This window comes from Bradyrhizobium sp. 18BD, from assembly GCF_054185225.1.
The window spans coordinates 78516-103197 of record NZ_JAVAYL010000031.1 but is presented as its reverse complement, the minus strand read 5'-3'; the positions used below and the strand labels follow the sequence as shown (position 1 = coordinate 103197).

Sequence of the window (24682 nt, the reverse complement as noted above, 5' to 3'; positions counted from 1 at the left end):
CATCCGCGCCGAATACCCAGTTGTCGCCGAGCGGGCCGAGGTTGGCGGTATATTCGCCCGACAGGGTGGCGCGCCACTGCGATGGTATCTTGAAGTTCGGATCGAGCGCGTTGACCGTCGATGCCGTCGAGGCGGTGGTGCCGGCGAGATAGTTGTTCACCGAGCTCGGGATGCTCGTGCCCGTCACATTGTTCAGGGCGTCATTGCACACCGCCGCCGATGGCAGGTTGGTGCACCCGATGCCCGTCGTTATCCGGTTGGACGAGAAGGAATTGGACAGCACGCCTGTATTGGAGAAGCTGTTCGACACATAGACGTCCGGGGTACCGCCGCCGAAGATGCCGCCGCCGGTTCGCGCCGAGCGCGCGGCCCCGCCGCCGCCTCCGCCCATGCCGCAGGCGCCGCCCGTGGTGCAGGCTGCTCCGGCCCCGCCGGCCCCTGCTGCCGCAACGCCTTCGAGCGCCGAGCAGAACCTCGCCGAAATGGCGCAGCGGCTCGAAGCTGCGCTGCGCCGCCCGGCCGGTGAAACGGTCGCGCCGCCGGTTGCGCCGGAACCGCCCTCCGCGCCCCCGCGCGCGGCACGCAGCGAACCGCCGGCACCACCGGCCCCGCCGCCGAAGCCTGCCGCGGAGAAGACCAGCTTTGAAAATCTCGAAGACGAGATGGCCTCCCTGCTCGGCCGTCCGAAGCCGTCTTCGTGAGGCTGCCGGCCCTCCCGCGTAGAGTTCTTTTTCTTTCTGTCCTGATCGGCGCGGCTTCGCTCGCGAGCCTTGCGCATGCGCAGGACATCAGCATCAATCTCGGCGGCGGCGGTGCTGGCGGCGGCGTCACCGAGCGCGCGATCCAGCTCATCGCGCTGCTCACGGTGCTGTCGATCGCGCCGTCGATCCTGATCATGATGACGTCGTTCACGCGCATCGTGGTCGTGCTGTCGCTGCTCCGTACCGCGATGGGCACGGCAACCGCGCCGCCGAACTCGGTGATCATTGCACTGGCAATGTTCCTCACCTTCTTCGTGATGGGACCGGTGCTGCAAAAGTCCTACGACGAGGGCATCCGCCCGCTCGTCGCCAACCAGATCAGCGTCGCGGACGCGCTGCAGCGCGCCTCCGTCCCCTTGCGCGGCTTCATGCAGAAGAACGTGCGGGAGAAGGACCTGAAGCTGTTCCTGGACCTCTCCGGCGAGCCGCCGCCCGCCACGCCCGACGAGCTCGCCCTGCGCATCCTCGTCCCCGCCTTCATGATCTCCGAGCTCAAGCGTGCCTTCGAGATCGGCTTCCTCCTGTTCCTCCCCTTCCTGATCATCGACCTCGTCGTCGCGTCGGTGCTGATGTCGATGGGCATGATGATGCTGCCGCCGGCAACGATCTCGCTGCCGTTCAAGCTGATCTTCTTCGTGCTGGTCGACGGCTGGTCGCTGGTGGCGGGAAGCCTGGTGCAGAGTTACGGGGGGTAGCGGCCGCGACTCCGCTGTCATGCCCCGGCTTGACCCGCGCATCCTCTCCGCCCCCAGCGATAGCCCCCGGCCCCTCCCCGTCATTGCGAGGAGCCCTCGCGACGAAGCAATCCAGACTGCCTCTGCGGAAAGAGTCTGGATTGGTTCGCTGCGCTCGCATTGACGGAGGATGGGGCGACGTCGCGGACCGCGCTTCGCGCGGAGGGACGCAGGCAGAAGCCTCGCCCCCTACCCCTTCACGTCATACTGCTTGCTGAGGTGATCGCCGATCTGGACCAGCATGGCGACGCTTTCGGGGAAGCCGGGGCGGTCTCGGGTGGGCTGGTCGGCGTCGGCGCGGAACTCCCAGCTGTCGCCGTTGCGGACGATCGAGATGGCAAGGCCGTCCGGGCCATCGACATGGGCTTTCAGTTCCGCTCGCGCCATGGCGATGAGTTCGGCTTCGGTCTTGGCAGGCTTGCTCATATTCCTCTCCCGGCATGAAGATACCTCAGGTTGCCGCCTGGCGCGGCACCTGTCGAGAGGTCCAGAGGTAGCAGGGTTCCTAGCGCGTCATCTTGATCTGCCGCACGACCGGGATCGTGGGCAGCGAGCCGGTGTGGTCGGTCTCGTCCTTGGCCTGCGGACTGGCCGGCGCACGGGCGGTGGCGTCGGGGAAGCGCTGCTTCATCTCGCGCAGGAAGCCGTCGAGCGTGTCGACGCTGGCGGCGAGCTTGGCGATCTCGGCGAACTCGGCGCTGGAGGCGGCGGCCGGCTTGCTGGCGATGTCGAACGCGACCCGGTCGGCACTTTCGCTCATCAACGGCGCGTATTTCTCGCGGAAGCGCGACAGGCCGATCGAGTCGTCGGCGAGCGCATAGCCGACGGCGGCGCGGATGATGTCGCTCTTCTCAACCGCATTGAGCGGCTTGAAGTCGCGGAAGCGGTCGCCGTAATAAAGCTCGATCTGCTCGGCGGACTCGCGCCAGCGCCGCGCCGCCCAGAAGATGTCGGAGCGCAGGCGGAGCACCTCGCGCCCGGAGACGTTGGAGACGATGTCGAGCGCGAGGTCGTGACGGCCGACGTCGCTCTGCGCCCGCGCTTCCAGCAGCAGGCGCTGCTGCCTGAGCTCGCCGGAGAGATCGCTGATGCGGCTCGCGCGCAGCGCCGTGATCGCCTTGTCGGGCCTGCGATTGGCCAGATAGATCATCGACAGGCGCGCGGCGACCTGGGCACGGGCGGCGCCTTCAAGGCGGTGGTCGACTTGGTACTGCAGCAGCTCAGCGGCCTGGTCGAGCAGGTCGATCGAGGCGAGACGCTCGGCAAGACGACGGATCAGCTCGTCACCGCGCCGGCCGATCGGCGTCAACTCGCGAAACTCGTAGAACATCCCGAGCGACTCGACCACCGGCAGGTCGTCACCCTTCGGCCCGAGGAAGATCTGCGTGAACAGGTCGGAGGCAAGGTCCTGCGCCTGACGCGAGGCTTCGGCGTTCGGCTGGAGCCGGGTCGCCGTGCGCGCCGCGGTGAGCGCGTCGCGGTAGCGCCCGTTCTCGGCATACATCTGCGAGAGCATCTGCAGCGTCTTGACCTCGATTGAGTCGCCGCGCCAGGTCATCGACAGCGTCTCGAGATCGCGCAGCGCGTCTTCCTTGCTGATCTCGTCGCGTTTCTGCCGCAGCGCGACTTCGAGCTGCTTGGCTTCCGCCGCCGCCAGCCGGTCGTTCGAGGCAACCGCGAACTTGTAATCGTCGAGCGCGTCCTTGTCGTGGCCGAGCGCCTCGGCGAGCCGGCCGCGCAGCACCGCAAAGCCGGGCGCGGCCTCGGGCGAAAGGCCGACCACCTCGAGCTCGCCGCGCCGCTTGGAGGCGCCGGGATAGTCCTTCACCTCGAGCGAAGCCCGCATCGCGTCCATCGTCACGATGCGCTGGATGTCGAGCGGCAGCGAGGCGATGGCGAATTCGACGTTCTTGAATTTCTCGCGTGCGTCCACCCATTTGCCCTGGCGCGCATAGGCGAGCGCCTTCCAGAGCTGGGAGTCGTGGCTGTTGCCGATCACGGGGTTGGCTAGATCCTTCAGGCCCTGCGCCGGCCGGCCGATCAGGATGCAGGCGATCGCATGCATGATCAGCGCCCCGCTCTCCTCCTTGTTGAGCGGATCGGCCAGCATCAATTCGGTGACGGACTTGGCCTCATGATACATCGCCCGCGACATGTAGAACTGGGCGAGGTCGAGCCGGGGCAGCGAACGCTGCGCCGGGTCAACGGCGGAGATCGCCGTGATGAGATCGCTCTGGCGCGTCCAGAAGTCCTCCGACTGGCCCTTGCGCCAGGCTTCGGGGCTGAAGATCGGACGTACCGCGGTCGGGGCGCGCTCGGCGGAGATGTCGACCGGCGACAATGTCAGCCCACCCTTCTTGCCGAGAATGACCTTGTCGGCCCCGACCTCGACGCCGACCTCGTCGGAGTTCGGCCGGATCGCGATGCCGTGCGCGGATTCCAGCAGCGACAGATCGACGAGGTCCTGCCGCTTGATGAAGCCGCGCACCGGCCGCTGCCCGGTGACGACATAGAGCATGTCGCCGGCATCAGGGTCGGTGAGCTTGTGCAGGACGCCCGGATTGGCGAAGGGGATCGCGATGTTGGCGAGCGCGGGATCGGTGATGTTGCGCGACATCATCAGCGGCAGCGGCGTCGCCTGGATCTTGTCGGCGAGCGTCAGCAGCCAGTTGGTCTCCTTGCCGACCTCCTCGCTGGTCAGCGAGTAGACCAGCGGCCGGGTGAGACGGATGCGCACCGCTTGCCCCTTGTCGAGCGGCATGCGGCTGACCTCGCCGATCATCGCGCCGCCCTTGGTGCGGATCGCCTCGACGTCGATCGGCTGCGGCGTATCGAACACCAGCCAGACGGTGTCGCCGCGACGGAACGCCGCCGCGGGCGTCGAGGCCTGAAGCGGGAACATGACGCGCAGGCCGTCGCTGTCGCGACGCGCATCGACGCTGGCAATGGCTGGCTGCGGCGCAGCCGGCGCCTCGGCGGGCGCAGCCTTGACGGACTCCTTGGGAGCTTCCTTGACGGGCTCCTTCGCAGCTTCCTGCACGACTTCCTTCACCGCTTCCTTGGGCGCTTCCTTGGGCGCTTCCTTGGGCGCTTCGACAACCGGAGGCTTGGCAGGTGCGGCTGGAGCTTCGGCAACAGGCGGCGCGGGCTTCGCGGCTTCGGCAGCCGGCATCGCGGCGGGAGCTTCGGACTTCGACTCGGGCTTGATGTCGATCTTGGCCTCGCGCGCGATCGCCTCCGAGGTCGGCGGCGCGATCTCGCGATGGGCCTCCTTCGGCTTCTCGGCCGCAGGCTTTTCAGCCGCAGGCGCCGGCGCGTGACTCTGAGCGGCGGGCTTGGCCTGCGCGATCACGGATTCGGCCGTTGCGGCCATCTTGCCCTTGTCCGGCTGGAAAGAGACGTCGACGACGTAGTTCTTGTCGTCGCGGAAAGAGTGCACGTCGGAATCGCCGATCAGCGCGATCTCGACACTGGTCTGGTCGATGTCGGCCTTCTGCTTGATCGAAGCGACGTTGGGCGGCGCGGCGACGACCGCGTCGGCGAGGTCGAAGCTGAGATTGGCGTTGAAGGCGAGCGTGAGTTTCTGCTCGTTGAGCACCGAGGAGACGCCGACGCCGTCGGGCATCTCGAACACGAAGCGCACGAAGGTCGGCTGGATCGAGGCGCGCACGCGGATCGGCGGGCGCTTCTTGCTCTCGGCCGCGGCTCGCTGGGCGCGCAGGGCCCGCTCGGCGACGCGGGCGCGCTCGGCGAGTTCCTTCACCACCTCGATCGGCAGGCTGGGCGGCGGCCCCTTCCAGCCCTCCGGCAGGAGGTCGATGAAGGTGCGCTCGCCCGCATTCATGGTGTTGACGGTGACGCGTCGCGCCAGCGACAGCCGGATCGCGCTGCCGTCAGGGTCGCGGCGGGCGGAGTTGACGTAATCGGGCGCGCCTTCCGGCACGCGGTCCACGGGAACATCGACTGCCCGGTCGAAGCGGACGATGAGGATGGAGCCGGCCGTCGTCACCTCGGACGGAACGTCCTCGCCGAGCTTGATCACCAGGCGGGCAAAGCCGCCGCCCGCGGAAAAGCTCGCCTCGCCCCGGACCACATCGGCGGCGTGGGTAGACGCGTTGAGACCGATCGGCAGGTAGACCGCCAGCAGGGCGACTGTCCGGACATGACGCGACAGCCCCAGCGCCAGGGCGCGGGCTCGCGACACAAATCCAGCGGCAGCCTTCTGCGCCATTGGCGGCGTATCTTCCGGTTCGGCGGTCCACGCCGGCACTGGTGCCGGCCGATGCCTTCGAATGTAGGTTTTGCCAATTAAGGACTTCTTAAGTATGAGCCCTCAATTCGGCTTTTGCGTCGGCTTGCCGTCGATCTTGGGCAGATCGCCCGCCGAAGCCGATTGATCGCCGCCGCCATTGGCCCTGCGGGCCATCTCGACCGTCAGCCGCTCGGCAGCCTCCGGCGACATCAGGCCGAGGATGTCCGACATCTTGCGCGGAGCGATCGCCGAGGCGATCTCGATCAGCACGCCCATCTCGAGCCGGTCGAACACCCGCGCGGCGTCCTTCGGCTTCATGCCTTCATACATGGTGACGAGGCCCTTCATGCGCTGGGCCTCGGCGGCCTTCTGCTCGGCCTGGGTCGCGGAGATGCGGGATTCCACCGCCTTCATCTCCTCGACCTTGTTCTCGATGCGCTTCTCGGCCGATTTGAGCAGGCTCTCGCGGATGTCGATCTCGCGCTGGCGGGACTCGATCTCCTGACGGCGGGCCTGCAGGCGCTCGAGGATCGCGCGTTCCGAGGCCGAGACCTGCGGCTGGGCCTCCTCCACCTTGACCACGGTGCCCTCGGGCTTGGTCTCGGGAGCTGCAGGCTTCGGCGGCTCCTTCGGCGCGCCATGGGTCGAGCCGGTGATATCCGGATCCTCGCGGCCGGTCGGGAAGTTCAGATTTTCCTGCGCCCAGGATTTCTTCACCTGGTTCGGCTGGTAGTCGAACACATAGCCGCCGTTGACCACGAGGCCGGCGACCTTGAGCGTGGCAAGACCTGCGACGGCGACCAGGACGACCGGAATGACGCGGATGTTACGGAACGACTTCATACCATGGCTTTATGCGGCAAGGCCGTTGGACCGCCGGCGCTCGGAGAAGGCTTCAGCCGCAGCCGCCACCGCCTTCGCCGACGAAGGCTTCGCTGCGGGCGCGGCGGCTGTTTCCGGGCTGGTGACGGGGCGCGCGGCGATCGCGATCTTGGACAGGCGCCGCACCACGTTGTCGGCCTCGCCGAGCTGCTTGTAGAGCTGGTCCGACATCTGGGTCGCCGCGGCGAGCTGGCTGCCGAGGTTCTCGTTGACGTCGCGCACCGCAAGCTTCAGCCCCCCGATCGCGCGCTCGGCGATCTCGGTCGCGGTGATCAGCTCGCCGATGACCGCCTTCAGCGAATGCTCGTCCGCCTTCAGCCGGGTGAGTCGCTTGTTCAGCATGACACAGTAGACGATGGTGAGCATCAGCAGGATAGCCACCAGCGTTTCGATTGCCATTCCAAGGGAGTGGTTCATGGGGCCTCCATCATCTTGTTCTGCTCGTCGACCTTCTCGAACATCGCAAGTGTCGTACTTGGCTTGCGCAAGGGTTTCGTCACCCTGATAGCAACGCGTTCTCCGACCCGGCCCATGCGTCCTTCGGTGATCGTGACGTCGCCGCAGCGCACGGTAACGTTGGCATCCGCGCGCATGTCCAGCGGTAACGTGTCACCGACCTTCAGCCGCATCAGCTGCTTGAGCGGGATGTCGGCCTCGTAGAGCACGGCATCGACGGAGATCTCGGCCTGCACGATCTCGGTGGCGAAATGGCCCTCCCAGATCGGGTCGCGGCCGAACTTTTCGCCCATGAACATCTGGAGCAGCACGCCCCGGATCGGCTCGATGGTCGCGTAAGGCAGCAGCAGCTCGATATTGCCGCCGCGGTCCTCCATGTCGATGCGCAGGCGCACTAGGATGGCGGCGTTGGCGGGACGGCTGATCGCGGCGAAACGCGGATTGGTCTCGAGCCGGTCGATCGTGAAGGTCACCGGCGACAACGGCCGGAACGCCTGCTGGGCGTCGGCCAGCACCACCTCGACCAGCCGCTTGACCAGCTCGGTCTCGATCGTGGTGTAGGGCCGGCCCTCGATGCGCAGCTGGCTGGTGCCGCGGCGGCCGCCGAGCAGCACATCGATCATCGAATAGATCAGGCTGGAATCGACCGTCGCCATGCCGAAATTATCCCACTCCTCGGCCTTGAACACCGAGAGCACGGCCGGCAGCGGGATCGAGTTCATGTAATCGCCGAAGCGCACCGAGGTGATGCGGTCAAGCGAGACTTCGACGTTGTCGGAGGTGAAATTGCGCAGGGAGGTCGTCAACAACCGCACCAGGCGGTCGAAGACGATTTCGAGCATCGGCAGACGCTCATAGGAGACCATCGCCGAATCGATGATCGCGCGAATGCCGCTGTGGTCGTCGAGCGTAACGTCGCCGACCGTGAAGCCGAGGAGGTTATCGATCTCCTCCTGCGACAGCACCCGCTCGCCGGAGTTCTTGCCGGCGCCGAGATCGCGGCTGCCGTCCTCGACCATGGCCGCCCATTGCAGGGCCATGGTCTCCGATAATTCGTTCTCGGCGGCGGCCTTCGCGGCCTCCGCGGGATCCTCCGAATCGAGCGACGCCTCCCATTGGGCGGCAATCGCATCCTGGTCCATTTGCTCGTTGCCGGCCATGACGCTAGCCCGTCCCCTTCCGCAGCATCGTCACTGGATCACGACTTCCTTGAACAGCACCGCGCCGACCTGGATCGGGGCGACCGCCGCGTTGACGCGCTTGGTCAGCTCCTCCTTGAGGCGGAAGATGCCGGCGGAGCCGTTGAGGTCGGAGGAGCGCAGCTCGCGCACATAGGTCTGGAAGATATCGGTGACGCGCGGCATCGCCGGCTTGATCGCCTCGATCTGCTTCTCTTCCTTCAGTTCCAGCACGATCTTCAGCTTCAGATACTGCACGCGTTCGCCGGGCGCGCCGGCGAGGTTGACCATCATGTCGGGCACCTCGACGAAGGCCGGCGGCTTCGGCGGCGTCGCCACCTCGGCATGATGCTCGTCGTCGCCATGGCGGAAGAACAGGAACCAGGTCGCGGCACCGCCGCCGAGCAGGACCAGCGCGGCGACAACGATCAGGATCAGCTTGAACTTACTCTTTGGGGCAGCGGCTTCCGCGCCTTCGGCGGCTGCGCCACCTTCCGCTTCATCTGCCATGATCGTCCGGGCTCGCTCATCTCATAAAGGGTCGAAAGAGCGAAGCCTCCTGGCAGACAGTGACGCGATACAAATGCCCCAGCGCAATGCGCTCCTCTTACATGCAAACGCTACGGTAATAATGGTTAACGGTTCCTTTCCATTGGGCCTCAGCTAGGAAAATTCTGCCGGGCAAACATGGCTAACAGAACCTTTCTGCCGCCCTCCCGCGCCGTCGAAAAATCGATAACGAATTGAAATCACATATCTTTTTAAGTTGGCACGGCTTTCGCTGAGAAAGGACGGAGACCGAAGGGTTTGGGAGAACCTGGACAGTCTCGTTCACGGGGTCCGCCAAGGCGCTTGGGAGAGCGAAATGGCAGATCTCACTCAGGGGAGATTTCCGATGCAGAACGCGCTTCTGATCGGCTTGTCACGGCAGATGACGTTGGAACGGCAGATGGATGTCATCGCCAACAACGTCGCCAATGCCAACACCAACGGCTTCAAGGCCGACCATTCGCTGTTCGAGGAGTTCCTCAACTCGAACGCGCGTGAGGACAATTTCATCGCGTCCGACCGCCGGGTCTCCTATGTGCAGGACCGCGGCACCTATCGCGACGTCGGCCAGGGGCCGATGGAGCCGACCAACAACCCGCTCGACATGGCGATCGACGGCAACGCGTTCTTCGCCGTGCAGGCCAATGGCGGCGAGCGCTACACCCGCGACGGCAAATTCTCGCTCAACAGCACCGGCCAGCTCGTCACCTCCGACGGCAACCTCGTGCTCGGCACCGGCGGCCCGATCACCTTCCAGCCGACCGACCACGACATCAATGTCGCTCCCGACGGCACCATCACGGTGCTCGAGGGCACGGCCCGGACCGACTCGATCCGCGGCAAGATCCGCATGGCCTCGTTCGACGATCCGGCCAAGCTGACCAAGCTCGGCGCCAACCTCTATGACACCGGCTCCGCGACGGCGCAGGCCGACACCAAGTCGAGCGTGCGCCAGGGCTACATCGAGAAGTCGAACGTGAATTCGGTCGGCGAGATGAGCCGCATGGTCGAGGTCATGCGCAGCTACACCGCCATCGCCAATCTGCTGCAGCAGCAGAGCGACCTCCACAAATCGGCGATCGAGAAGCTCGCCGACGTTCCGGCCTGATTGGGAGAGAACTGACATGCAGGCGCTTCACACCGCAGCGACCGGAATGGCGGCACAGGAACTCAACGTTCAGGTGATCTCCAACAACATCGCCAACCTGCGCACCACCGGCTTCAAGAAGCAGACCGCGTCGTTCCAGGACCTGATCTACGAGCACGTGCGCCGCGTCGGCGCGCAGGCTTCGGACCAGGGCACCATCCTGCCCGTCGGCGTCGACATCGGCGGCGGCGTCAAGACCGTCGGCACGCCGCGCAGCATGACCCAGGGCACGCTGTCGCAGACCGGCAACGACCTCGACCTGGCTATCTCGGGCGAGGGCTTCTTCAAGATCCTGATGCCTGACGGCACCTACCAATACACCCGCGACGGCACCTTCCAGATGGACAATCAGGGCCGCGTCGTCACCGCCCAGGGCAACCCGGTGCAGCCGACCATCACCATCCCGCAAAACGCGTCGGGGATCTCGGTGAGCGAGCAGGGCCAGGTCTCGGTGACGCTGCCGGGCTCGTCGACCTCCTCGATCATCGGCCAGATCGGCGTGACCCGTTTCATCAACAAGGCCGGCCTGCAGCCGGTCGGCAGCAATCTGTTCACCGAAACCCCCTCCTCCGGCGCGCCGCAGGACGGCACCGCGAACTCCGAAGGCTACGGCAAGATCACGCAGGGCAGCCTGGAGCAGGCCAATGTCGACGTCGTCTCGGAGATGAGCGACCTGATCGCCGCCCAGCGCGCCTACGAGATGAACGCCAAGGTCATCAGCGCCGCCGACCAGATGATGCAATCGACCACGGCGCTGTTCCGCTGAGGTGATGACGATGATCCGCACCACACTCGCCACGATCTCCGCGCTGCTGCTGCTGGCCCTGCCGGCAGAGGCCGCCGACGACATCATCGCGACGCCGACCCTCCGCGCCAACGTCACCGTGACCTCGGACGTGGTTCGGGTCGGCGATCTCATCGACAATGCCGGCTCGGCCGCGCTGATCCCGGTCTACCGCTCGCCCGATCTCGGCACCACCGGCGCGCTGCCGGTTGCGCAGGTCCTGGGCGTGCTCCGCGCCAAGCAGGTGATCGGCGTGATGACCGGCGACATCAGGGAAGTCCAGGTCACGCGGCTCGCCCGCACCTTCGCCAACAAGGATATCGAGAACGCCGTCGCCTCCGCGCTCGAGCGCCGGTTCGGCCTCGGCGATGCCGCCAACATCACCGTCACCTTCGACCGCGGCGCCTCCGACATGCGGCTGGACGCCTCGAACACCGGCGCGCTGCAGCCGGTCGCAACCCGCTACGACGCACGCAGCGGCCGTTTCGACATCGCCTTCGAGATCAACAACGACAGCAACCCGGCGCCGACCAAGCTGCGCTTTACCGGCACCGCGATCGAGACGGTGGAAGTGGCCGTGCTGACGCGCGACATCGACCGCACCGAGACGCTGAAATCCTCCGACATCTCCGTGGAGCGCCGGCCGAAGGCCGAGGTCACTGGCGAAGCCGCCTCGCGCGACCGCACGGTCGGCATGCAGCTGCGCCGGCCGATGCGGGCGGGCATGCCGATCCGCGTCGCCGACATCGTCAAGCCCGACTTCGTGCAGCGCGACCAGAGCGTAACCATCATCTACCAGGTGCCGGGCCTCTACCTCACCACGCGCGGCAAGGCGATCGAGAGCGGCGCCGAGGGCGACACCGTCTCGGTGCTCAATCTGCAATCCAAGCGCACGCTGACCGGCGTCGTCACCGGCCGCGGCCAGATCACCGTGCAGGGCGCGAGCCAGTCCGCACCGATGGCGCCGGCCGTCGAGCAGACCTCCTCGCTGAAGCGCGACGAGGCGCCCGCCCCCGTCGACACCGCAGCCATCGTCCGGAGCCTGGTCCAGGCCCCCGCGTCGCCGGCTCAAGTTGCACAAGCCCAGATCCCGCAAACTCGCGCCTCGCAAGCTCCAGCCAAGTCAGAGTAAGTCATGTCCTTGTTCAGTTCGGCTTCCCGTCTTCGTCGCATTGCGATCTCCGCCCTGCTGCTCGCCTCTTGCGCGCTGGGCGGCTGCTCCTCGATCGACCGCCTGTCGCAGATCGGCGAGCAACCGAAACTGTCGGCGATCGACAACCCGACGACGCAGCCCGGCTACAAGCCGGTGCAGATGCCGATGCCGAAGCCGGAAGTCGCCTCCTACAATCCGAACTCGCTGTGGCGCAACGGCAGCCGCGCCTTCTTCAAGGATCAGCGCGCCCACCAGGTCGGCGATCTCCTCACGGTGACCGTCAACTTCACGGACAAGGCGAACATCGCCAACGAGACCCAGCGCAGCCGAACCGCAAAGGAAGATTCAGGGATTACTGATTTCATCGGCAGCCAGACGGTCACGCAACCACTGAAGATCCTGCCCGGCCGCATCCTGACCACGGACTCCACGTCCTCCGCCGACGGCAAGGGCTCGGTCCAACGCCAGGAAGCCCTGCAGACCAACGTCGCCGCGGTCGTCACCCAGGTGCTGCCGAACGGCAACCTCGTTGTCGAAGGCAAGCAGGAGATCCGCGTCAACTACGAGATCCGCGAGCTCGTGGTCGCCGGCATCGTCCGCCCTGAAGACATCCAGAGCGACAACACCATCGATTCCAGCAAGATCGCGCAGGCCCGCATCGCCTATGGCGGCCGCGGCCAGATCACGGACGTACAGCAGCCGCGTTACGGCCAGCAAGTCATGGACGTGCTGCTGCCCTTCTAAGCCTCTCCCGAGCTCCCACACCGTGTTCGCGAACCTAGGCGCGAACGACGGTGTACTACGCGGCCCTCGCTAGCTCCCCTGGCGAGGGCCGCATGTATTTTGCGGAAATGCGGCGGCCCGAGCGCTTCGCGGTCAGTTGGCGCACTCAAGCGTCGCACCAACCTCCGTCATTGCGAGCGAAGCAATCCAGACTGCCGCCGCGATTGATGTCGACAGCAGCGGAGAAGCTTCAAGAGACCACATAAGAGTGCTATCTCCATCGAGTGTAGGAGCTGCTTAGCCACGGAGTCTGCATAGCTTGGCCTCGTCGTCTGGGTTCATTATCTTCATGCCATGGCTGACTGTTCCTACCCAAATACGGGTCGGCCGGTTTCGATTCAGCCCCATTCTCCTTGCAGATGTCGGAGCGGTGATAGACCCTTCCATGGTCTCGACAGTACAAAACGCTCTTGGGTGCTACGTACAGAAGAACGGGCAACCGATCCAAAGTTGCACCATCCTCTTGAGAGTGACACCAATCGTGAACCGTGGAATATTCCGCGGGCCCATTGGGACTATGCCAGTGAAGCAGCTAAGACGCTTGCAATTGCCTGCCTTTCAGAACAGCGCTTCCTTGAAGGGCATTTTAGTCCTCACCTTAACGCAACGATGTTTCACATAATTGGTCAGGGCGTTTCTGCCGGGTCTGACCAGATCTCTCCCTTTTTCGCCCGCCGTGGTGGCGGCTTACAAATTGGAGGCATGCGCTTTAAAGATATCGTATTTCAACGACCTCCTCAGATCGAGGGCACTGCTTGCAACTTGATCAACGCAGCCCTGATCAAGGCTATCGGAACTGCTCGCCGTCTTAAGCTTCCAGTAGCTGACGCCATCGACTCGTCTCTTGAATTGTTCCTTCTCGGTCATTCGGAGACGCCGGAGTTGGATTGGGATCGGTGCGTGATGCTTTCAGCGATGGCGTTTGAGAGGCTGCTCTCACCTGCGCAGAGTTCTGCTCAGGCAACCGCAGCTACTTTCGCGTCGCATTGGTCTCCATTCGCCAAAGTAAGAATCTCTAACGCGAAACGCGTGAAACCCGATGCAAAATACGCAACCGAGCAAGCGGATTGGCCGCTACATCGAAAATGGATCAAGGAATTGTATGAAGCGCGAAGCGCCGTCGCTCACAGAGGAGTTCAACGCACCTTCAGTCAGAATTGGCTCGCGTGGCAGCACCTGATCGTAGCCGCCTTTGCATACCCGCTAACAATGAAATTGATGCTATCCGAGAATAATCTCTATGCGCTGAGCGATCACGAACTCGGCGCGTGTGAAGCCCTAGATGATCTACTCGACAGCAATTGGGGCAAGGGATGGAAAAAACCTCCTGAATGGTCCGAGATACTGTCGAAATCCGAAGCGTATCGGGCCATTCGCGCGATTGTTGACCGCTCGATCGTCGATGCTCAGTTCGGATAGCAAAGGAAAATTCAAAAGTAGACCGCAAACCAAACATCGCCGCTCGCGCGTGAAGATCATCACAAGACACGCAATGAAATGTAGTGACCGCGACGGCGTCGGCACGCGAAGGCGGAAGCGAAGTAATCTAGAATCTTTCGGCGGCAGCAGTCTGGATTGCTTCGTCGCTTCGCTCCTCGCAATGACGCGCGGAGAGAGTTTACGTAAACTCCGCCTCCACCACGCCGAGCCCGTCCAGCTCCATCCGCACCTTGTCGCCGGCTTTCAGCCACAGCGTCTTCACCAGGCTGCCGGTGAGCACGAGCTGCCCCGCATGCAAACCCTTGCCTTCGGCGGCGAGATGGTTGGCGAGCCAGGCGAGTGCGTTGTGGGGATGGCCGAGCACGTCGGCGCCGGTGCCGTGGCTGACTTCCTCGCCGTTGACGATGGCGCGGCCCTTGATCGCCTTCAGGTCCGGCACGGACGAGCGCGGCACCGCCTCACCCAGCACGCAGCCGGCGGCGAAGAAATCGTCGGCGATCAGCGTCGGCGCGCCCATCGTCTCCCACTTCACGTAGCGGTCGTCGACGATCTCGATGGCGGGATGATAGGCATCGACGGCCTCACCAACCCATTCGGCCGTGAACGGCGCCTCGCCGGCGGCGAGGTTGCGCTGGAGCCGTACGGCGATCTCGCATTCGACGCCGACGCGGACATATTTGGAGGCCGCGAGCTTCACCCCGCTCTTGTGCACTCCCTTCTGGAACACGCCGCCGCCGCAGGGGTGCGGGATGCCGATATAATCCTGCATCACCTGGCTGGTGCAGCCGATCTTGTAGCCGATCAGCGGTCCGGCATGCGGCAGCAGGAGATCATGCAGCGCACGCTGGACCTGATAGCCCTCGGCCTCATCGGCGGGCGGAACCTCCAGCGCCGCGAGCGGCGCACGGTTGCGGCGCGCCAGCGCGATCGCCTTTGCGGCTTCGAGAATTTTGTCCATCGGCGCCGCCTCCCATGCTGCACAATCAGGGGCAGCAGTTCAGCATCACTGCGGGGGCCTGACAAGCGCGGGCGGTCTGCCCTCAGCCCTTGACCAGGCCAAGCCGGATCAGGCTCTCGGCCGTGGAAAGGATCGCCTCGTCGTTGGAGCGGGGCTGCCAGCCCAGTACCGACCTCGCCTTGGCGCTGGTGGAATGCCTGACCCTCCCGAGCATCGGCACCACGGCCTGCAGCAGGGGAATCCGGCTGGCGGCAAGCCGCACCAGCCAGTCCGGCGCCTGGAGCCGCGGAACCCGGCGCGCCTGCGGTCCCAGTTCCCGCCGCAACACCTTGCCGATATTGAGGATCGACATGGTCTCGCCGGAGACCGCGATGAAGCGTTCGCCTTTCGCTCCGGGCGCGATCATCGCCCGCAAATGCAGATCGGCGACGTCGCGGACGTCGACCACGCCGAAATAGACCCGCGGCACCGCCGGCATGGCACCGTCGAGCAGCGATTTGACGATCTCGATCGAGCCGGAGAAGTCCGGCCCCAGCACCGGACCGAAAACGCCGGCGGGATTGACCACCGACAGTTCGAGCCCGCCGCCCTCCCGGGCGATGAAATCCCAGGCCGCCCGCTCGGCCAGCGTCTTGGACTTGATGTAGGGCTGCACGTCGCTGCCTGCGAGATTGGTCCACTCGGTCTCGTCGAACGGCTTTTCGCGCGGCGGATGGCCATAGCCGATCGCGCCCAGCGACGAGGTGATGACGACCCGCCTGACGCCGGCCTCGCGCGCGGCACGCAGCACCCGCAGCGTGCCGTCGCGGGCCGGAATGATCATCTCGTTCTCGTCCTTGGGAACACTCGTCGAGAGCGGCGAGGCGACATGGAGCACGTAGTCGCAACCCGTGACCGCCTCGCGCCAGCCGGCGTCGGCGGTGAGGTCGGCCGTAAAGAAGGGCAGGCTCTCTGGCACTACCGCCCCACCCTCGCGCAGCATCGCGAGCACATCGGCCTGCCGGTCCGGCCGGCGCACCGTGGTCCGCACCTGATGCCCGGCGGCCAGGAGTTGCAGGATCACATGGATGCCGACGAAGCCGGACCCGCCGGTGACCAGAACAGTGCTCATTGCCAATTCCCTCGTTGCGCAGGTCCACGAATTGGTTCCGCCACCCTGCTCAAGGCCGCATCTGGTCACTATCTCCAGGGGAACAAGTAGAATGGATTTCGAGACCGGTATGGAAAACCTGACCAGCGTTTGCGATGGCGACTGCGATTGCAGCCCGGACCCTGCCCTGCTCACCGACTTCAAGCGCGCCATCCACGCGCTCGGCGGCAAGTGGAAACTGGAGATCCTGTTCGCGCTGATGAACGGCGCGGTCCGCTTCGGCGCCTTGCGGCGATCGATCGGCGGCATCACCCAGCACATGCTGACCACGCAACTGCGCGAACTCGAGCAGGATGGCCTCGTGTCGCGCACCGTCGTGGCGGAGAAGCCGTTGCAGGTCGAGTACGAGCTGACCGATGCGGCTTACGGGCTGTTGCCGGCATTTAAGGAAATATTGAGCTGGTCGAGGCTTTATGGGGACGCGCGCCTTGCGGTGTCGCATGAAGCCTGATTGCAGCGCTGCTTGATGCCGCTGGGTCGGCCGCTCAAGATCCGTGTCGATCTCGTTGATTCGACTCGCAAAACCTCCCGCACATGAAGTGAAGGTCGATTCTCATCCGAACTCACGTGAGCTTGGAGGAATCGAGTCTAGCCCATTGATCGCGATTCACTTTTCGCCATCGTGCTCGCGCGTCGGCTAGCGGCGGGCACAATGCTGATCATGGCGCGAAATGGCACCTTGCGTCCAAAAAACAAAGAGCCGCATCGCTGCGGCTCGGGCTCTATTCGTCGCGATAGACCTTCTCGCGTTTCTCGTGGCGCTCCTGCGCTTCCACCGAGAGCGTGGCGATGGGCCGGGCTTCGAGCCGCTTCAAAGAGATCGGCTCGCCGGTGTCCTCGCAATACCCGTAGGTGTTGTCCTCGATACGCTGGAGCGCGGCGTCGATCTTGGCGATCAACTTGCGCTGGCGGTCGCGGGCGCGGAGTTCGATGGCGCGGTCGGTTTCGGACGATGCCCGATCGGCGAGATCGGGGTGGTTCACATTCTCCTCCTGCAAGGCTTGCAGGGTGAGCTTGGACTCTTTGAGGATCTCATCCTTCCAGGCGAGGAGCTTCAAACGGAAGTACTCCTTCTGCCGGTCGTTCATGAAAGGCTCTTTTTCGGTCGGTCGGTAGTTTTTCAACTTTTCCAAGGGCGGCCTATCTGTCTAAGCAACGACTCGCAAACGGAACGGGGTCCGTTGAGCGGGGCCTTATATAGCTACGTCCCGTGACAGACAATATTTCCCTCAATCCGAGGTTACCGCCCCCAAGCCCTTGCACAAGAAGGTTTATCCTGGAGGGCCCGGGGGCGGCCGCAAGCCTAGTATCCGACCGTGAAACGCTGCTTCTGATGGGCCGGCCGCTCGATCTCATCGGCCAGCGCAATGGCGTAATCGGCGAAGCTGATCCAGCTCTTGCCGTTCGCATCTGCGAGAAGCTGGTCCGTTCCCAGCCGGAACTTACCTGTCCGCGCCTCCTCGACGAACAGCGCCGACGGCGAGATGAAGGTCCAGTTCAGGTCCTTTTCCTGCCGCAGCAGGTCGAGGAACGCCCCGCCCGCCTCCGCCTCAGCCTTGTACTGGGCCGGAAAACCAGGGGTTGTGACCAGTTTGACGCCGGGAGCGACCTCCAGGCTGCCGGCGCCGCCGACGACCAGGTAGCGCCCGACCTTCGAATCCTTGGCCGCGCCGATCAGCTTGTGCGGGTCGCTCGCCAGGAAGTGCACGGAACTCACCGCGACGTCATGCCCAGCCCAAAGTTTCGCCAGACCAGCCTGGTCGAGCACGTCTCCCTTGGTCGGCGTGACGTTTGGCAGTGCGGCAATCTTCTCCGGGTTCCGGGCGATGGCGGTGACGCTATGGCCGCGGCGGGACAGTTCCTTGGTGATTTCCGATCCGGCCCGGCCCGAGGCGCCGGCGACTGCGATTTTCATGGAAGGCTCCTTTGCTTCTATAGTAACTAACGGTGACTAGATATCGCAAAGGATGCTGGTGTTAAGAGAGCACTTTGTGCTTACCTGATTACGCAAGAGTAACCGGCGCACGACCGGAACGCATCCTGAGGACCCGACGATGAAACCCGATGTCTATGCAGCGAACTGCCCCACCCGCCAGATCCTCGATCGGGTCGGCGACAAATGGGCGGTGCTGATCCTCTTGCTGCTGCGCGAGGAGCCGATGCGCTTCAATCAGTTGCGTCGAACGATTGAAGGCATTTCGCAGAAGATGCTGAGCCAGGTTCTCAAATCGCTCGAACGCGACGGCCTCATCAAGCGCCGCGCCATCGCGACCGTGCCTGTCACCGTCGAGTATTCGATCACGCAGCTCGGCGTCACGCTGGCGGCCGCGGTCGATCCGCTGCGCGATTGGGCCGAGCAAAATTTGAAAGACGTGCTCGCCGCCCAGCGCCGCTATGATGCGCAGTTGAAGGATGAAGCGGCGTAAGCGCGCGCGAAGCGACGCTTATGGGAGCCCCGTCATCCCCGCGCGAGCGCCTAGCGCTCGTCGCTGGAGGTGCGAGTGGCGCGATGCAAAGCATCGCGCCGGGAGCCTCGAAGGATGGACGGCCGAGATGCTTCAGCGGGGCCGTCGCCCTTCGAGGCCTCCGCTACGCTCCGGCGCCTCGGGTGACGGATAACGACTAAGCCTGCCCGGCCTTGGCCAGCTCGACCTCGACGCGCAGCTCGATCTCGGACAGCACCGAGTCCAGGCCGGGATCACCCGAGGACGATTTCAAATTCGCCGCCGCATCGCGCAGCCGCATCACGGTGGAGGCGTCGAGATTGCCGGACAAGAGTCCCATCTTGAGGTCGTCGAGCACGTCGAGCGCGGTCTTGCCGCGCGCGACCGAGCGCTTGCGGCGCTCGACCGGATCTTCCTCGATGCCTTGCAGCGCGAGCAGGCCGTCGATGTTGGTCGCCGCCTTCGGCGCTGCGGCGCTCCGTGTCTCCTGCGCCGACGAGGTGTCGGGCAGCACGAAGGTGCCGGAGCTCGTCCGCCTGGCCTGACTGGCCGGCGTTCCAAGCGTCGTGCCGTTCGGTCCGTAGATGCGCATCGGAAGAATCCGGGTGATCGATGCGCCACATTCGCCGTTTTATGGTTAACGACACGTAAACGACCCGGCAAAATCTGCCGACAGGCGGCAGTTTCGCTCCCCAGGGACAACGTCCGCTGACACCGGTTGAAACAGATTTAGTCAACCTATTCAGCGACCTGCCTCTCACGCCCCGGGTTGGCACAGCGCTCGCAAGGAAAGCGCCGGACCAGCTCGGCATGGGAGTGTTGGGATTGGTCCGAGATTTGAGGAGCCTCGGGGAGTTGGGGATGCCAGGCGTTCGTTGGGTGAGGATTGTTGGGGTGGCCTGCGCCGCGCTATCAGCGCTGGTGCTGTCGGTCGCGTCCGCAAGCGCGACCTCGCGCATCAAGGACCTCGCCAATATCGAGGGCGTTCGGCAGAACCAGCTCATCGGCTACGGCCTCGTCGTCGGCCTCAACGGCACCGGCGACACCCTCAACAACATCCCCTTCACCAAGCAGTCGCTGCAGGCGATGCTCGAGCGCATGGGCGTCAACATCCGCGGCGCCACCATCCGCACCGGCAACGTCGCCGCGGTGATGGTGACCGGCAATCTGCCGGCCTTCGCCACCCAGGGCACGCGCATGGACGTCACCGTGTCCGCGCTCGGCGATGCCAAGAACCTTCAGGGCGGCACCCTGCTCGTCACCCCCCTGCTCGGTGCCGACGGCAACGTCTATGCGGTGGCGCAGGGTTCGCTTGCGATCTCGGGCTTCCAGGCCGAGGGCGAGGCCGCCAAGATCGTGCGCGGCGTGCCGACCGTGGGCCGCATCGCCAATGGCGCCATCATCGAGCGCGAGATCGAATTCGCGCTCAATCGCCTCCCGAACGTGCGCCTGGCGCTGCGCAATGCCGACTTCACCACCGCCAAGCGCATCGCGGCCGCGGTCAACGACTATCTCGGCGTCAAGACCGCCGAGCCGATCGATCCCTCGACAGTTCAGTTGTCGGTCCCGCCGGAGTTCAAGGGCAACGTCGTCGCCTTTCTCACCGAGATCGAGCAGCTCCAGGTCGATCCTGATCTCGCCGCCAAGATCATCATCGACGAGCGCAGTGGCATCATCGTGATGGGACGGGACGTTCGCGTTGCCACCGTCGCCGTCGCGCAGGGCAACCTCACCGTCACGATCTCCGAGAGCCCGCAGGTGAGCCAGCCCAATCCGCTGTCGCGCGGCCGCACCGTGGTCGCACCGCGCTCCAGCGTCAGCGTCACCGAGGACGGCAAGAAGCTGGCCCTCGTCAAGGACGGTGTCTCGCTGCAGCAGCTCGTCGACGGCCTCAACGGCCTCGGCATCGGCCCTCGCGACATGATCAGCATCCTCCAGGCGATCAAGGCCGCCGGCGCGATCGAAGCCGACATCGAGGTGATGTGATGCAGGCCAGCGCCATCAACACCCCGCGCACCGCCGCCTCCTCGGCCTTCTCGGTGGAGAGCCGCAACGGCCGTCCCGATTTCGAGCTCGCTGCGGCGGTGCAAAAGGTCTCGCCGCAACAGCAGTCCAAGGCGCAGAAGACCGCCACCGATTTCGAGGCGATGTTCCTCAACAGCATGTTCTCGCAGATGACGTCCGGCCTGAAGGGCGAAGGCCCGTTCGGCGACACGCCCGGCACCGGCGTGTGGCGCTCGATGCTGACCGAGCAATATTCCAAGAACTTCGCCAAGGCCGGCGGCGTCGGTGTCGCCACCGAAGTCTACCGCACCCTCATCATGCAGCAGGCGACAACGATCCGCACGGCATAAGGTCAAACGAGATGAACCAGTTCAACGCCTCACGTCAGCCGATGCAAGCGCAGCGCCCGAACACCGCGCCCGGCCATGCCGAGGCGCGCAAGGTCGCCGAGCAGCTGATGGACGCAATGAACGCCCTGCTCGCGCTGATCGAGCGGGAGACCGAGCTGGTTCGCGCCGGCAAGGTCCGCGAAGCCATGACTCTCGAGAGCAAGAAGCAGGAGCTGTCGCGCAACTATGTCCTCGCCGTCAGCGAGTTGAAGACGAACCAGCCTCAGCTGGCGAAAACCGCGCCCGAGCTGCTGTCGACCCTGCATCGGCACCACGATGCATTCCGCGCGATGCTCCAGGTCAATCTCACGGTGCTCGCAACCGCACACGCGGTCTCCGAGAGCGTCGTGCGCGGCGTCAACGCCGAGATCCAGAAGCGCAACGTGCCGAACACCTATACGGCTGCGGGCCGCCGCGCCACGCCGGGCCCGCGCCACATCACGCCGCTCGCCGTCAGCCGCTCGCTCTGAGCGCACGCAAGAACAAGCTTTCAATTTTACGAAAAACCGCGCGGCGATGTCGTTGCGCGATTAGGCACGTTTGCTTACCGGGTCTTCAAACCTGGTGTTCCATGGTTGCGCATTGAGAGGGGTTGGGATTTGACTCACGTGAGGCAACCAGGAGGCTGCCATGAGTACAGATTTCAGCATCAGGCCGGTGGGGATACCGGCCCCCGCGCAGATTGTCACGACGTCGAATTCGGCGGCGAACGAGGCCGTGCAAACTGATTTGCCGGTGAGCCAGACGGTGGCCGCGAGCGACACCAGCGCTCCCCTCCGCAATGATCCGCAGAACAACGAGAACATCTCGCGACAGGTCGTGTTCGACCAGGCGGCGGCATCCTTCGTGTTTCAGGTGGTCAACGACAAGACCGACGCCGTGGTCAACCAGTTCCCGGACGAAGCCATGCTGCGCCGGCGCGCCTATTTCCATGCAGAGGATCTGAAGTCCCAGCCCTCGCGTCCGCTCAATACGGACCTCAGCGCCTGACGATCAGGTGTCGCGCGTGGCGGCGGCGCTGTCGAGATAGGTCGAGCCGGTCGCGGGATCGGTGACGACATTCTTGACCTGCGCCTTGCCGTTACCGGTCAGCAAGAACTTGGTATTGCCGAAACGGAACGACGAGTCCTTGATCAGGACCTGCTGGTACTGCGACGTGCCGGCGCTCTCATAGTGGACCTGGGCGCGAAAGCCGTCGACGTTGCTGACGGCGAGCGAGAACGTCTTGCCGTCCGGATATTTTCCGGTCCAGGTACCCTGGTACAATGCCGGGTCGACCGCCACGTATTTCGTCTTGCTCGGAATCGACATGCCGGCCGACTTGTACGAGCTCGACAGGATGCTCATGACGTCGGCCACGGCTTAGCTCCGTTTACGGCCGTCCGGACAGACCGGCGGCAATATTCCTGTTGATCTCGACCAACGGACGGAAATGATCAAGCTGAGGGCTGGCTTGGAGCGCAGCGGTCTGGCTCAGCACGAACACGCTGATATTTGCAATCTTCTGTCGGACATCGATCGGTTGCGGATTGGTATCGCGCATCGCCTCGCTCAGGAAGATGGTCCAGAGCTTGCGGTTGAACATCAGGGCCTGCATTGTCTGCTCGCCGAACGGATCGTCGCTGTTGATCGCATCTTGCAGCTTGTTGGCGGCCTTCAGCAGCGTTTGCGCCTCGATATCGCGAGGGGACGCAGTGGTCGTTGCGACGCGCGCATAAGCCGAAGCAGCAGAACTCGACATTCATCACCCTGGAAGTTTCCTTGCCCATTATGCAGGCTTAAGGATTCTTTCCCGACACTATGCAGCAGCGTTTAAGATTTGCTTACGTGAGAGTGCGGACAGTCTCCGGACAATTACGGGCCAGGAGCACATCTTCGCTTCAAGCATAAGTCCCTGTGCGCGCGCTGTAAAACGATGCATGGAAGCATGCGCCGATCTCGACTAATCGAGCGTTAGCGATCTCGCTCAAAACAACGGCGAAGCCTTCAGCTTCGCCGTTGCATCAGCCGTCGTATTCGTCGGCGCCACGTTTAGCGGAGGAGCTGAAGCACGCTCTGCTGCGACTGGTTGGCGAGCGACAGCGCGGAGACTGCGATCGATTGACGCGTCGAGAGAGCCTGGCTGTTCGCTGCTTCCTCGTTGGTGTCGGCAAGCGTCAGGCTCGAGGAGCCTGTCTGCAGCACGTTGATCAGGTTCTTGCTGAAGTCCTGACGGATCTGCACGATCGACAGGTTCGAACCGAGCGACGACGCTTCCGCGCGCAGAGTCGTGCTGGCGGCGTTGAGGGTAGTGAGAACGGAGTTCGCCGAATTCGAGTCCAGGAAATCAGTGCCCTGGTTCAAGGGCGCGAGGCTGAGCCCGGCGTCGTTGAGAGTCACGCCTTGAATGGTCAGCGTCGAACGTCCGGTTTCGTTGAACACGAGCTTGAGCGTATCGCCGTTCAGAAGGTTCACGCCGTTGAAGGAGGAGTCTTGCGCGGTGGTGTTGATCTGCGCGAGCACGTTGTTGTACTGCGCGACGAGATTGGCGCGTGTAGCCTGCGAGTTCGCGTCCGCGACGGGCGGCTGCGCGATCAGACCATAGAAGGGCTGACCGCTCGCCGCGGCCGTGCCGCCGATCGCGCCGATCGTCAAGGAAGCCGCATCGTTGGAAGTCACGATGTTGAGGTGTCCCGTTGGGTCGATCGTCGCCTGCAGATTGTTCGACGCCAGCACCGCATTGAGCTGATTGAGCGTGGAAATCTGCCCGGTGCCGGTGCCGAAGGTGATGCTGGTGGCTGTGCCGGTGCCGGTCGCGCCGATCGTCAACGTCTTGCCGCTGAGCGGGGGCGGGACGCGGGCGGTGCTGCCGGCGGTGAGGCCGAGCGCAGTGAGCACGTTGCCCGAGCCGGAGATCGCAAGGTCCTGGTTCGTACCCGTGCTGAGCACGAGCTGGCCGGTACCGTTGACGGTCGAGGCCGTCCCCGCTCCGGTGATGCCGTCGATCGCGCTCAGCACGCTCTGCACCGTGAGGGTGCTGCCGGTGCCGATGCCGATCGTGACGTTGCCGAACGAGTCGGTGGTCGAGGTGGTCTGCGCGTTCGAGAAGGTGATCGTGTGGCCGTCGACGGTCAGGACCGAGCCGTTGACGACAGCGGTGTTGAGGTTGAGCAGCTGGGTCGTCGGCGTAATGTTTGCGCTGCCGCTGTCGGTGACGGTAGTGCCCGTGACCGTGGCGTTGGTGTATGCGCTGCCCAGCAGGTTGTTGGCGGTTGCACCGGTGATCGCGGCCGACGTCACGTTGGACTTGGGAGAATAGCCCGTCGGGCTTTGCAGCACCTGGCTGGCAATCGACTTGGCGCTGTCGACCAGCTTCTGCAGCGAGGTGATGCCGGTATTGGCCGCCTGCAGCACCTGCACGCCGTTGTTGATGCCGTCGAGGAGATTGCTGATGTCGCCGGCGCGATTGTCGAGCCCCTGGGCGGTGAAGAAGTTGGTCGGGTTGTCCAGTGCCGTATTGACTTTCTTGCCGCTCGCAAGGCGCTGCTGCGTGGTGGCGAGCAGGTCGGCTGTCGACTGCAGTGACAACAGGTTCTGGCGAACTGATGCCGAGAGAACGATGTTGGACATTGGCGGATC

Annotated in this window: 27 protein-coding genes and 1 pseudogene; 13 read left to right on the top strand and 15 right to left on the bottom strand. The window is 64.4% G+C overall.

Annotated elements, in window-relative coordinates; all coding sequences use genetic code 11:
* Nucleotides 1–391, bottom strand: a 391-nt coding sequence (locus RAD16_RS37915; RefSeq protein WP_458162973.1) for a hypothetical protein, incomplete at its 3' end; no start/stop codon positions are given.
* On the opposite strand from RAD16_RS37915, the pseudogene RAD16_RS37910 reads away from it, so the two are divergent.
* Nucleotides 333–701, top strand: a pseudogene (locus RAD16_RS37910) (flagellar biosynthetic protein FliO); the annotation flags it as partial. The gene RAD16_RS37915 and the pseudogene RAD16_RS37910 overlap by 59 nt on opposite strands.
* Nucleotides 698–1456 (top strand): flagellar type III secretion system pore protein FliP, encoded by a 759-nt coding sequence (fliP, locus tag RAD16_RS37905; protein WP_458162972.1) that lies wholly within the window; start codon nucleotides 698–700, stop codon nucleotides 1454–1456. The pseudogene RAD16_RS37910 and the gene fliP, both read left to right, overlap by 4 nt.
* A 228-nt stretch (nucleotides 1457–1684) precedes the next feature.
* On the opposite strand, the gene RAD16_RS37900 is transcribed toward fliP, so the two are convergent.
* From RAD16_RS37900 to fliL, 6 genes are all read right to left on the bottom strand, one after another.
* Nucleotides 1685–1921 (bottom strand): hypothetical protein, encoded by a 237-nt coding sequence (locus RAD16_RS37900; protein WP_458162971.1) that lies wholly within the window; start codon nucleotides 1919–1921, stop codon nucleotides 1685–1687.
* A 79-nt stretch (nucleotides 1922–2000) separates the two neighbouring features.
* Entirely contained in the window at nucleotides 2001–5726 is a 3726-nt protein-coding gene (locus tag RAD16_RS37895) for a tetratricopeptide repeat protein (protein ID WP_458162970.1), read from the bottom strand.
* A gap of 102 nt (nucleotides 5727–5828) precedes the next feature.
* Entirely contained in the window at nucleotides 5829–6590 is a 762-nt protein-coding gene (locus tag RAD16_RS37890) for a MotE family protein (RefSeq protein WP_458162969.1), read from the bottom strand.
* Between the two features lie 9 nt (nucleotides 6591–6599).
* Nucleotides 6600–7046, bottom strand: coding sequence for a DUF6468 domain-containing protein (locus RAD16_RS37885; protein ID WP_458162968.1), 447 nt, complete (start codon nucleotides 7044–7046; stop codon nucleotides 6600–6602).
* Nucleotides 7043–8245, bottom strand: a complete 1203-nt coding sequence (gene fliM / locus RAD16_RS37880; RefSeq protein ID WP_458162967.1) for a flagellar motor switch protein FliM — start codon at nucleotides 8243–8245, stop codon at nucleotides 7043–7045. Before fliM ends, RAD16_RS37885 begins: the two co-directional genes overlap by 4 nt.
* Before the next feature lie 30 nt (nucleotides 8246–8275).
* Nucleotides 8276–8773: a flagellar basal body-associated protein FliL gene (gene fliL / locus RAD16_RS37875; RefSeq protein ID WP_458162966.1), complete on the bottom strand. Its 498-nt coding sequence runs from the start codon at nucleotides 8771–8773 to the stop codon at nucleotides 8276–8278.
* A gap of 385 nt (nucleotides 8774–9158) precedes the next feature.
* Between fliL and flgF the strand changes: the two genes are divergently transcribed.
* The 5 genes from flgF (at nucleotide 9159) to RAD16_RS37850 (ending at nucleotide 14098) form a co-directional block, all read left to right on the top strand.
* A complete protein-coding gene (gene flgF / locus RAD16_RS37870) occupies nucleotides 9159–9920 on the top strand; it encodes a flagellar basal-body rod protein FlgF (protein ID WP_458162974.1) in 762 nt (253 codons plus the stop codon).
* A gap of 16 nt (nucleotides 9921–9936) precedes the next feature.
* Nucleotides 9937–10725, top strand: a complete 789-nt coding sequence (gene flgG, locus RAD16_RS37865; protein WP_326901395.1) for a flagellar basal-body rod protein FlgG — start codon at nucleotides 9937–9939, stop codon at nucleotides 10723–10725.
* Nucleotides 10726–10735: 10 nt separating this feature from the next.
* A complete protein-coding gene (gene flgA, locus RAD16_RS37860; protein ID WP_458162965.1) occupies nucleotides 10736–11875 on the top strand; it encodes a flagellar basal body P-ring formation chaperone FlgA in 1140 nt (379 codons plus the stop codon).
* Nucleotides 11876–11878: 3 nt separating this feature from the next.
* Complete coding sequence (gene flgH, locus RAD16_RS37855) at nucleotides 11879–12640, top strand: flagellar basal body L-ring protein FlgH (RefSeq protein WP_458162964.1); 762 nt, start codon at nucleotides 11879–11881, stop codon at nucleotides 12638–12640.
* A gap of 489 nt (nucleotides 12641–13129) precedes the next feature.
* A complete protein-coding gene (locus RAD16_RS37850) occupies nucleotides 13130–14098 on the top strand; it encodes a hypothetical protein (RefSeq protein WP_458162963.1) in 969 nt (322 codons plus the stop codon).
* Nucleotides 14099–14297: 199 nt separating this feature from the next.
* On the opposite strand, the gene RAD16_RS37845 is transcribed toward RAD16_RS37850, so the two are convergent.
* Nucleotides 14298–15077 carry a 2-keto-4-pentenoate hydratase gene (locus RAD16_RS37845; RefSeq protein WP_458162962.1) on the bottom strand — a complete coding sequence of 260 codons (780 nt, stop codon included), beginning with the start codon at nucleotides 15075–15077 and terminating at the stop codon, nucleotides 14298–14300.
* 82 nt (nucleotides 15078–15159) lie between these two features.
* Nucleotides 15160–16188, bottom strand: coding sequence for an SDR family oxidoreductase (locus tag RAD16_RS37840; protein ID WP_458162961.1), 1029 nt, complete (start codon nucleotides 16186–16188; stop codon nucleotides 15160–15162).
* Between the two features lie 91 nt (nucleotides 16189–16279).
* Between RAD16_RS37840 and RAD16_RS37835 the strand changes: the two genes are divergently transcribed.
* Nucleotides 16280–16678 carry a winged helix-turn-helix transcriptional regulator gene (locus tag RAD16_RS37835; RefSeq protein ID WP_458162960.1) on the top strand — a complete coding sequence of 133 codons (399 nt, stop codon included), beginning with the start codon at nucleotides 16280–16282 and terminating at the stop codon, nucleotides 16676–16678.
* A 271-nt stretch (nucleotides 16679–16949) separates the two neighbouring features.
* On the opposite strand, the gene dksA is transcribed toward RAD16_RS37835, so the two are convergent.
* Together dksA and RAD16_RS37825 are read right to left on the bottom strand one after the other, a co-directional pair.
* Nucleotides 16950–17315 (bottom strand): RNA polymerase-binding protein DksA, encoded by a 366-nt coding sequence (gene dksA / locus RAD16_RS37830; RefSeq protein WP_008554760.1) that lies wholly within the window; start codon nucleotides 17313–17315, stop codon nucleotides 16950–16952.
* A 215-nt stretch (nucleotides 17316–17530) separates the two neighbouring features.
* Nucleotides 17531–18142, bottom strand: coding sequence for an NAD(P)-dependent oxidoreductase (locus tag RAD16_RS37825; RefSeq protein ID WP_458162959.1), 612 nt, complete (start codon nucleotides 18140–18142; stop codon nucleotides 17531–17533).
* 139 nt (nucleotides 18143–18281) lie between these two features.
* Between RAD16_RS37825 and RAD16_RS37820 the strand changes: the two genes are divergently transcribed.
* The gene (locus RAD16_RS37820; RefSeq protein ID WP_458162958.1) at nucleotides 18282–18653 is read left to right on the top strand and encodes a winged helix-turn-helix transcriptional regulator; all 372 of its coding nucleotides are present in this window, start codon (nucleotides 18282–18284) and stop codon (nucleotides 18651–18653) included.
* 196 nt (nucleotides 18654–18849) lie between these two features.
* Here RAD16_RS37820 and RAD16_RS37815 read toward each other — a convergent pair whose 3' ends face one another.
* Nucleotides 18850–19263, bottom strand: a complete 414-nt coding sequence (locus tag RAD16_RS37815) for a flagellar assembly protein FliX (RefSeq protein WP_458162957.1) — start codon at nucleotides 19261–19263, stop codon at nucleotides 18850–18852.
* Nucleotides 19264–19532: 269 nt separating this feature from the next.
* On the opposite strand from RAD16_RS37815, the gene RAD16_RS37810 reads away from it, so the two are divergent.
* From RAD16_RS37810 to RAD16_RS37795, 4 genes are all read left to right on the top strand, one after another.
* Complete coding sequence (locus RAD16_RS37810) at nucleotides 19533–20657, top strand: flagellar basal body P-ring protein FlgI (RefSeq protein WP_458162956.1); 1125 nt, start codon at nucleotides 19533–19535, stop codon at nucleotides 20655–20657.
* Complete coding sequence (flgJ, locus tag RAD16_RS37805; protein ID WP_458162955.1) at nucleotides 20657–21025, top strand: flagellar assembly peptidoglycan hydrolase FlgJ; 369 nt, start codon at nucleotides 20657–20659, stop codon at nucleotides 21023–21025. Before RAD16_RS37810 ends, flgJ begins: the two co-directional genes overlap by 1 nt.
* 11 nt (nucleotides 21026–21036) lie before the next feature.
* Nucleotides 21037–21534, top strand: coding sequence for a hypothetical protein (locus tag RAD16_RS37800; RefSeq protein WP_458162954.1), 498 nt, complete (start codon nucleotides 21037–21039; stop codon nucleotides 21532–21534).
* 160 nt (nucleotides 21535–21694) lie between these two features.
* Nucleotides 21695–22054 (top strand): hypothetical protein, encoded by a 360-nt coding sequence (locus tag RAD16_RS37795; RefSeq protein ID WP_458162953.1) that lies wholly within the window; start codon nucleotides 21695–21697, stop codon nucleotides 22052–22054.
* 3 nt (nucleotides 22055–22057) lie between these two features.
* Here RAD16_RS37795 and RAD16_RS37790 read toward each other — a convergent pair whose 3' ends face one another.
* From RAD16_RS37790 to RAD16_RS37780, 3 genes are all read right to left on the bottom strand, one after another.
* Nucleotides 22058–22423: a hypothetical protein gene (locus tag RAD16_RS37790; protein ID WP_458162952.1), complete on the bottom strand. Its 366-nt coding sequence runs from the start codon at nucleotides 22421–22423 to the stop codon at nucleotides 22058–22060.
* A 13-nt stretch (nucleotides 22424–22436) separates the two neighbouring features.
* Entirely contained in the window at nucleotides 22437–22805 is a 369-nt protein-coding gene (flaF, locus tag RAD16_RS37785; RefSeq protein ID WP_458162951.1) for a flagellar biosynthesis regulator FlaF, read from the bottom strand.
* A 290-nt stretch (nucleotides 22806–23095) separates the two neighbouring features.
* Nucleotides 23096–24673, bottom strand: coding sequence for a flagellin N-terminal helical domain-containing protein (locus RAD16_RS37780; RefSeq protein WP_458162950.1), 1578 nt, complete (start codon nucleotides 24671–24673; stop codon nucleotides 23096–23098).
* Nucleotides 24674–24682: the final 9 nt, after the last annotated feature.